Origin of the sequence: Streptomyces sp. MBT53 (assembly GCF_016654115.1) — a bacterium.
In the GTDB taxonomy this organism is placed as follows: Bacteria; Actinomycetota; Actinomycetes; order Streptomycetales; family Streptomycetaceae; genus Streptomyces.
Genome location: NZ_JAEQAZ010000002.1, coordinates 146,361 through 155,124, shown reverse-complemented (window position 1 = coordinate 155,124; position 8,764 = coordinate 146,361). Strand labels below are relative to the sequence as shown.

Annotated in this window: 8 protein-coding genes; 5 read left to right on the top strand and 3 right to left on the bottom strand. The window is 72.0% G+C overall.

The window, feature by feature from the left end; genetic code table 11:
* Positions 1-597: PASTA domain-containing protein (locus JHN45_RS54310; RefSeq protein WP_201047708.1), on the bottom strand; the 597-nt coding region annotated here is incomplete at its 3' end.
* Positions 598-874: 277 nt separating this feature from the next.
* On the opposite strand from JHN45_RS54310, the gene JHN45_RS01810 reads away from it, so the two are divergent.
* The 5 genes from JHN45_RS01810 (at position 875) to JHN45_RS01790 (ending at position 5,736) form a co-directional block, all read left to right on the top strand.
* Positions 875-2,356 carry a cytosine permease gene (locus JHN45_RS01810; RefSeq protein WP_201047707.1) on the top strand — a complete coding sequence of 494 codons (1,482 nt, stop codon included), beginning with the start codon at positions 875-877 and terminating at the stop codon, positions 2,354-2,356.
* The gene (locus JHN45_RS01805) at positions 2,353-2,907 is read left to right on the top strand and encodes a cysteine hydrolase family protein (protein WP_201047706.1); all 555 of its coding nucleotides are present in this window, start codon (positions 2,353-2,355) and stop codon (positions 2,905-2,907) included. The genes JHN45_RS01810 and JHN45_RS01805 overlap by 4 nt, the downstream gene beginning before the upstream one ends.
* Entirely contained in the window at positions 2,904-3,611 is a 708-nt protein-coding gene (locus JHN45_RS01800) for a GntR family transcriptional regulator (protein WP_200713794.1), read from the top strand. The genes JHN45_RS01805 and JHN45_RS01800 overlap by 4 nt, the downstream gene beginning before the upstream one ends.
* A gap of 36 nt (positions 3,612-3,647) precedes the next feature.
* A complete protein-coding gene (locus JHN45_RS01795; RefSeq protein WP_201047705.1) occupies positions 3,648-4,652 on the top strand; it encodes an ADP-ribosylglycohydrolase family protein in 1,005 nt (334 codons plus the stop codon).
* A 169-nt stretch (positions 4,653-4,821) separates the two neighbouring features.
* Entirely contained in the window at positions 4,822-5,736 is a 915-nt protein-coding gene (locus JHN45_RS01790) for a PfkB family carbohydrate kinase (protein WP_201047704.1), read from the top strand.
* A 13-nt stretch (positions 5,737-5,749) separates the two neighbouring features.
* Here JHN45_RS01790 and JHN45_RS01785 read toward each other — a convergent pair whose 3' ends face one another.
* A complete protein-coding gene (locus tag JHN45_RS01785) occupies positions 5,750-7,171 on the bottom strand; it encodes a family 2B encapsulin nanocompartment shell protein (RefSeq protein WP_201047703.1) in 1,422 nt (473 codons plus the stop codon).
* A gap of 194 nt (positions 7,172-7,365) precedes the next feature.
* Positions 7,366-8,748 carry an FAD-binding oxidoreductase gene (locus tag JHN45_RS01780; protein WP_200713798.1) on the bottom strand — a complete coding sequence of 461 codons (1,383 nt, stop codon included), beginning with the start codon at positions 8,746-8,748 and terminating at the stop codon, positions 7,366-7,368.
* Positions 8,749-8,764 lie beyond the last annotated feature (16 nt).

The following is an 8,764-nucleotide window of genomic DNA, read 5'->3' as shown; positions in this document are numbered from 1 at the left end:
CGGGGTGGGCTTCTTGCCTATCTTGATCGAGACCGAGGACCCGGTGGGCAGTACGGTGCCCGCGGTCGGAGACTGCCGACTGACCGTCTTGACGTGGTCGCAGTCGACGACGCTGCCGACGGCGCCCAGGACGTATCCGGCAGCCGAGAGATCCTGCCCGGCCTGCGTCTGCGATTCACCCACCACGTCGGGCACGGTCGTCACACCGACCACCGAGGCCGACACGGACGCCAGGCCCCGGCTGTATCCGGTGTCCGACGACATGTCGACGACCGTCACACTCCAGCCCACGGTCCCGGTCTGGTTGATGAACACCGACTGCGATCCGCCGCCGACCGGGAAGATGGTGGTCGTCGGGTCGAAGCCCGGCCCGACGATCTGCAGCGCGTCCTCGGCGGTATTGGACACGCAGTCCGCGCTCCACTGCACCAGCGCGTTGTGACCGTAGACCACGGGAGTGGGCGTCACCGTGATGCCGGCGGTCGCGGTGATCGCGCAGTTCAGCCCGGGATCGTCCGCGTAGGCGGGTGTCACGGCGAACGCGGTCGCCACCAGCGCCGCCACGACGAGCACCACCGCCTTCGGCGAGCGCGCCACCCGGACCGCCCACCTCCGCAACCCCGCACTTGCCCCGGCGAGCACGCGACGACGCGCCGGTTTCGATGCTTCTCTCACAACTCCCCCTAGGTGGTTGCACTCCACACACCGAGCGGCCCGGAGCCGTCGGCGACCGATGGCCAGCGTGCTGCACCCGCACCCGGAAGTCGCCCACGGATCCGCTCAGCGGAACGGCCACGGCCCCACCCTTTCCTCTTGACGCCCGTCACCACCGCACCTAGCCTCGAATGAACACGTCTAGACAGGTAGGTCGACGATGGCGGACTCCCAGACTTCCCAGTCCCGGCAACTTCAGGTCGAGACCCACGGCCTCGATGTGATCGGCGACGACGAACGCAAAGGCACCCCTCGCACGCTGTTCTGGCCCTGGTTCGGGGCCAACGTCTCGATCCTGGGCCTGAGCTACGGCGCCTTCGCGCTCGGCTTCGGGATCTCGTTCTGGCAGGCGCTGATCGCCGGTGTGATCGGCATTGTGTTCTCCTTCCTGCTCTGCGGTTTCATCGCGGTCGCGGGCAAGCGCGGCTCGGCGCCCACGATGGTGCTCAGCCGCGCCGCCTACGGCGTGCGCGGCAACCGGCTGCCGTCGGCGATCTCCTGGATCCTCACCGTCGGCTGGGAGACCGTCCTCACCGCCCTCGCGACCATGGCCACCGCGACCGTCTTCAGCAGACTCAGCTGGGGCGGCGGCACCGAGACCAAGGTGGTCGCGCTGATCATCGTCGGTGCGCTCATCGTCGTCGGCGGAGTCATGGGCTTCGACCTGATCATGCGGCTCCAGACGGTCATCACCGTGGTGACCGCCGTACTCACCGTCGTCTACATCGCCCTCGTCGCCGACCACATCCACTGGAGCACGGTCAGCGCCGTACCGGCGGGCTCCGCCCAGGAGTTCATCGGCGCGCTGGTGTTCATGATGACCGGCTTCGGCCTCGGCTGGGTCAACGCCGCCGCCGACTACTCCCGCTATCTGCCCCGGAGTTCGTCCAGCAGAGGCGTGATCGGCTGGACCACGTTCGGCGCCTCCGTCGCCCCGCTGCTCCTGCTGGTCTTCGGGCTGCTGCTCGCCGGATCCTCCAGCACGCTCAACAAGGCGGTCGCCGCCGACCCGATCGGCGCGCTGACGACGATCCTGCCCACCTGGTTCCTGGTCCCCTTCGTAGTGGTCGCGGTGCTCGGCCTGGTCGGCGGCGCGGTCCTCGACATCTACTCCTCCGGCCTCGCCCTCCTCTCCGCGGGCCTGCCGGTGCCGCGCTACCTCGCCGCACTCGTCGACGGCGTCCTGATGATCGCGGGCTCCATCTACATCGTGTTCTTCGCCGACAACTTCCTCGGCCAGTTCATGGGCTTCCTCACCACCCTCGGCGTCCCCATCGCCGCCTGGTGCGGCATCATGCTCGCCGACCTCGCCCTGCGCCGCCGCGACTACGACGAGGGCGACCTCTTCCGCCCGACCGGCCGCTACGGCGACATCCAGCTCACGCCGCTCCTCCTCACCCTCGGCGCCACCGCGATCGGCTGGGGCCTGGTCACCAACACGGCCGCCAGCTGGCTGACTTGGCAGGGCTACCTCCTCGACCCGCTCGGTCTCGGCGGCAAGTCCGGCGCCTGGGCCTACGCCAACCTCGGCGTCCTGGCCGCCCTCGCGATCGGCTTCCTCGGCACCCTCGCGCTGGGCCGCGCCCGCATCCGGCACCAGGAGCAGCAGGCCGCCAGCCCCGAGGCGGTGGCCGCCGTATGACCACCGCACCCGGCCACCTCGCCGTCATCGACATGCAGCGCGTCTTCGCCGAACCCGACAGCCCCTGGGCCACCCCCCGGTTCGAGGACGCGGCGGCAGGCGTACGACGACTGCTGCCGGCCTTCGGGGACGACGTCACCTTCACCCGCTTCATCGCCCCCGACAAACCCGAGGGCAGCTGGCGCGCCTACTACGACCAGTGGCCCTTCGCCCTCCAGCCGCCGGACGCCCCGCTCTGGCACCTGACCGACGAATTCGCCCTCCAGGCAAGGCACTTCGTGGACGCACCCACCTTCGGCAAGTGGACCCCGGAACTCGCCGAACGCGTCGCCCCCACCGGCCGCCTCGTCCTCGCGGGCGTCAGCACCGACTGCTGCGTCCTGTCCACGGCCCTCGCCGCCGCCGACGCCGGAGCAGAGGTCTTGGTCGTCGCCGACGCCTGCGCGGGTGTGGACGACGACTCCCACGCCAAGGCGTTGCACGTCATGGACCTCTACCGCCCCCTGATCCGGGTGGTCACCGCCGCCGAGGTGGTCGGGGAGGCGTCATGACCGGAGTCCGGCTCAAACACCAGCGCATCACCGAAGTCCTCGCCAAGGAGATCCGCAGCGGCCACCGCCCCGCCGGCGAGCAACTGCCCGGCGAACACGCCCTGGCCCAACGCTTCGGCGTCAGCCGTACGACCGTCCGCGCGGCCCTCGCCGAACTCAGCGAGGCCGGCCTGATCGCCACCCGCACCGGCAAGGGCTCCTACGTCCTCTTCGACGGCCGCCCACTGGACGACAGCCTCGGCTGGGCCCACGCGCTCGCCACCCAGGGCATCGACACCCGGGTCAGGACACTCGCGGTCGACGCTCGGCGGGACGAGGAACTGGCCCGTCAACTCACCCTGAACACCACCGAGTTCGTCTGCGTCGAGCGGATACGTGAACTGGTCGCGGACGCGGTCGTCGTGTCGTACGAACGCAGCTTCCTGCCGCCCGTGCCCGGAGTGCGGGACCTGCCGTCGCGCGGGCTCGGCCAGGACTCCCTGACCGATGTGATGCTGCGGGCCGGACTACGGCCCGACCACGGCGAACAGCGGGTCGGCGGGCGGCGGATCGACGGCCGGGAGGCTGAGCTGCTGCGCCGCGAACCGGGTGACTGGTTCCTCGACACGCGCCGCACCAGCCGGGCCGCCGACGGCTCCTTCGTCGAACACGTCGTGAGCCTCCTCGACCCCGACCACTTCCAACTCACCCTCGCCTTCGGCTGAACCGCCGAACCGCCGAACCCGCACCGGAAAGTACCCATGACCCTCCAGAGCCGCGCCACCGGAGCCCTCCACGGGCTCGCCCTCGGCGACGCCCTCGGCATGCCCACCCAAATGCTGTCCCGCCCACAGATCACCGCCCGCTACGGCCCCGTCCTCACCGGCTTCCACCCGGCCGACGCCGACCATCCGCTGGCCGCGGGCATGCCGGCCGGAGCCGTCACCGACGACACCGAACAGGCCCTGCTGCTCGCCAAGTTGCTGCTCGACAGCAAGGGGCGCGTGGACCCGGCGGAACTCGCCCGCCGCCTGGTCGCCTGGGAGGACGACATGCGGGCCCGCGGCTCCCTCGACCTCCTCGGCCCGTCCACCAAGCGCGCCGTGGAGCAGGTCCTCGCGGGCACCCCCGTCGACGAGGTGGGACGCTACGGCACCACCAACGGCGCGGCGATGCGCATCGCCCCCGTGGGCATCGCGGTCTCGGTCGCGGACCCGGCCGCGCTGGTGGACCGGGTGGTGGAGGCGAGCAGCCTCACCCACAACACCGGGGTCGCGCTCGCCGGTGCCGCGGCCGTGGCCGCCGCCGTGAGCGCGGGAGTTGACGGGGCGTCGGTTCCCGAGGCGGTCGAAGTGGCCGTGTCGGCGGCCCGGTTGGCGGCGGGGCGGGGCCACTGGGTGGCCGCCGCCGATGTCGCCGAGCGGATCGTGTGGGCGACCGGCCTGGTGCGGGGCCTCACCCTGGCCCAAGTCCCTGAGCGGGTCTACGGGTTGGTCGGGACGAGCCTGGCCACACAGGAGTCGGTCCCGGCCGCCTTCGCCGTCCTGGCGGCCTGCCCCGACGACCCCTGGCAGGCCGCGCTGCTCGCGGCATCCGTCGGCGGCGACTGCGACACGATCGCCGCGATCGCGGGAGCCGTCGGCGGCGCCTGCCACGGAGTGGACGCCTTCCCGGCCGACGCGCGGGAAACGCTCGTACGCGTCAACCCGGCGCTCGACCTGGACGCCACGGCGGCAGCACTGCTCGGCCTGCGGGAGGGGGCGTGAGCGGGCGGGTGTGGTGCTTCGGCAGCGTGGTCGTCGGCCCGGATGCCATGATCGCGGCTCTGCTCGGGCCTGCGGCAGTGGTCGTGAGCGGGGGGCTCCGGCACCTCGGCACTGTCGAGGTCGGCCTGGATGCCACGGCCATGGCCCCGCTCGGCTTGCGGGAGCGGACATGACCGTACGGCTCTGGCACCTCGGCAACGTCGTCGTCGACCTCGTCCTGGAGGTCCCCGCCCTCCCCGAGCGCGGCGGCGACGTCCTCGCCACCCGCACCGAACGCACCCCCGGCGGCGGCTTCAACGTCATGGCCGCCGCCGCCCGCCAAGGCCTGCCCGTGACCTACGCCGGAGCCCACGGCACCGGAGCCTTCGGTGACCGGGCCCGTGCCGCGCTGCGCGCCGAGTGCATCGACGTCCTCCTCGCCCCGCGCCCGGAACCGGACACCGGCTTCGTGGTCTGCCTGGTCGACGCCGACGGCGAGCGCACCTTCGTCACAAGCCCCGGCGCCGAGGCCACCCTCGCCGCCGCCGACCTTGTCGAACTCCGGCCCGGCGCAGGCGACTTGGTGTACGTCACCGGATACAGCCTGCTGTACGACAGCAACCGGGCCGCCCTGCTCGACCTCCTGCCCCGGCTGGACCCGGCCGTCACGCTGGTCGCCGACCCGGGCCCGTTGGTGGCCGAAATCCCGGGCGACGCCCTGGAGTCGCTGCTCGCCCGCGCCGACTGGTGGAGCTGCAACGCCCGTGAGGCCGCGCTGCTCACCGGCGTCGACGACCCGGCCGAGGCCGCCCGCGCCCTCCAATCCCGGCTGGGACGCGGCTCGGTGCTGGTCCGCACCGGTCCCGGCGGCTGTCTTGTGCACCAGGACGGACGGCTCGTCGAAGTCCCCGGATTCGCCGTGGAAGCCGTCGATCTCAACGGCGCGGGCGATGCGCACACCGGTGTCTTCATGGCCGCCCTGGCCCGGGGGCTCGACCCGGTGGCCGCCGCCCGCCGGGCCAACGCGGGTGCCGCTCTGGCGGTCACCGCGCCGGGCCCGGCGACCGCGCCGGACGCGGCACGACTGGACGCGTTCCTGAACTAGCCGTCCACAAAGGTCAGTTGCCGTCCCGGCGGGAGACCTCGACGTTCTCCAGGATGCCGATCGCGTCCGGCACCAGGACCGCCGCCGAGAAGTAGGTGCTCACCAGGTAGGAGATGATCGCCTGCTCGTTGATGCCCATGAACCGTACGTTGAGGCCCGGTTCGAGCTCGTCCGGGATGCCGGTCTGGTACAGCCCGATCACGCCCTGGTCGTCCTCGCCGGTGCGCATCGCGATGATGGACGACGTACGGGACGCGCTGACCGGGATCTTGCCGCACGGCAGCAGCGGTACCCCGCGCCAGGCCGGCAGATGGTGGCCGCCGACGTCGATGCCGCTGAAGTAGACGCCCCGCTTGTTGCACTCGCGGCCGAACGCGGCGATCGCCCGTGGATGCGCGAACAGGAACCGGGTGTCGCGCCGCATGCTGAGCAGCTCGTCCAGGTCGTCGGGGGTAGGCGGCCCGGAGTGGGTGGAGATCCGCTGGTCGTAGTCGGCGTTGTGCAGCAGCCCGAAGTCCCGGTTGTTGACCAGCTCGTTCTCCTGCCGCTCGCGCAACGCCTCCACTGTCAGCCGGAGTTGCTGCTGGGTCTGGTTCATCGGCTGGTTGTAGAGGTCGGTGACCCGGGAGTGCACCTTCAACACGGTCTGGGCGACGCTCAGTTCGTACTCTCGCGGCGCGAGGTCGTAGTCCACGAACGTGCCCGGCAGGTCCGGCTCGCCCACATGCCCGGCGCTGAGCGCGATCGCCGCCTCGCCGAAGGTGTTGAGCGGACCGGGCTCGTCCCCGGCGCGCGCCTCGACATGCGCGCGCAGCTCCGCGTGCCGGTCCGCGACGGCCTGGTAGGCCGCGTGCGGCAGCGTCAGCACCGTCGTGGCCGTCGCCGCGCGGGCCGTGAACTCCCAGGAACCGTCCGGTTCGGCGAGCACCTGGCCGCCGAAGGTGTCGCCGTTGGCCAGCAGCCCGACGACCGCCTCGTCACCGTAGGGACCCTCCCCGAGCTGCTCCACTTTGCCGTGCGCGACCAGGAACACCGAGTCGGCGGGCTGACCTGCTTGGACGATCAACTGCCCCGGGGCGTAGTCCCGTTGCTCGAACCGCTCGGCCAGCGCGCCGAGCGCGTCGTCGTCTTCGAAGCCGCGCAGCAGAGGGAGTTCCGTCAACTCGGCGGGGACGACCCGTACTTGCGCTCCGGTCTGCACGAACGTCACCCGTCCGTCGCCGCGCGTGTACGACAGCCGGCGGTTGACGCGATAGGTGCCGCCGGGCACGTTCACCCAGGGCAGCATGCGGGTCAGCCACCGGGAGCTGATGCCCTGCATCTGGGGTTCGGACTTGGTCGTGGTCGCCAGGGTGCGTGCCGCGGCGGTTCCGAGGCTCTGCTGTTCCCGCTCCTCGGCGCCCGCCTCGGGCGCGGTACCGGTCTCGACCGACATGGTGCCTTCTCTCCTGTCGCACGGATGACGGAATGCCTGCGTCCCGTCACGTTCCGTGCGTACAGCTACCCGTCTTCGGTCACGACGAGTGATGATCCCGGACGGCGGTCGAGGCACATGCCGATCGCACGTGCCTCCGCACGACCCCCGGTTGACCCGGCGTCACCCTTTCGGGGTATCCGCTCCACCGCTGTTCACAGCGTCTTGCCGGGATTGAGGATCCCGTGCGGATCGAAGGCGTCCTTGAGCCGCCGCTGCAACGCGTGGGCGGTGGGCCCGAGTTCGTCCGCCACCCACTGCCGCTTGAGTACGCCCACGCCGTGCTCGCCGGTCAGTGTCCCGCCGAGCCGCAGCGCCAGGGCGAAGATCTCGCCGGCCGCCTCCCAGGCCGCGTCCGGCAGCCGGTCCAGAGCGGGATCGACCACGATGATCGGATGCAGATTGCCGTCCGCCGCGTGCGCGAGCGTGTAGACCGGCACGGCATGGCGGGCCGAGATCGCGCGGATCTCGCGGACCGCCTCCGCGAGCCGGGAGCGCGGCACCGCGATGTCCTCGATCAGCGGCCGGCCCAGCCGCTCCAGCGCAGGCAGGGCGAGCCGGCGGGCGGCGAGCAGCGCCTCCGCCTCCACCGGATCCGCCGTCGTCTCCACGGTCGTGGCCGTCGCCGCGAGCACCCGCGCGACCTGCTCCGCCTCGGCGCCCGCCCCCGCCCCGTCACACTGCACCAGCAGCAGCGCCGCACCCCGCGCGCCCAGCGCCGGGTCCACGGCGTGCAGCACCGGCCCGTCGAGCAGCTCCGCGAGCGCCGGTACGACCCCGGCCCGCCCGATCGCGTACGACGCCTCGGCCGCCGCCTCGAACGAGTCGAAGTAGGCGGCGATCGTGGCCGTCGCCACCGGCACCGGCCGCAGCCGCAGAGTCGCCGAGGTGATGACGGCGAGCGTGCCCTCCGAACCGGTCAGCAGCGCGGTGAGGTCATAACCGGTGACCCCTTTGACGGTACGGCGGCCGGTCGTGACCACCGTCCCGTCGGCGAGGACGGCCTCCAGACCGAGCACGCTGTCCCGCGTCACCCCGTACTTCGCGCACCGCAGCCCGCCCGCGTTGGTCGCGATGTTCCCGCCGATCGTCGAGATCGCCGCACTCGCCGGATCGGGCGCGTACCGCAGCCCGTGCTCGGCCGCCGCCCGGTCCAACTCGGCGGTGATCACGCCCGGTTCGACCACGGCCAGCTGGTCGTCGACCGAGAGTTCCAGGATGCGGTTCATCCCGGACAGGTCGAGTACGAGCACGCCCTCACCGGCCGACGCTCCGCCCGACAGGCCGGTGCCCGCGCCGCGCGGCACCACCGGCACCCGCAGCGCGTTCGCGTGCCGGAGCGTGACGGTCACATCCTCGGTACGCCGGGCGTGCACCACGGCCAGCGGGACACCGTCCGGACGGGTGCCCGAACGGTCCGTGGCGTGCGCGGCCAACGTCCGTGGATCCGTGGCCAGTTGGTCGGGCGGCAGATCCCGGGCGAGCAGACCGAGGAGCCGGGCGGCGGCGGTGGGAGTGGTCGGGGGAGCTGTGGTCACGGGTTCCGTACCCTCA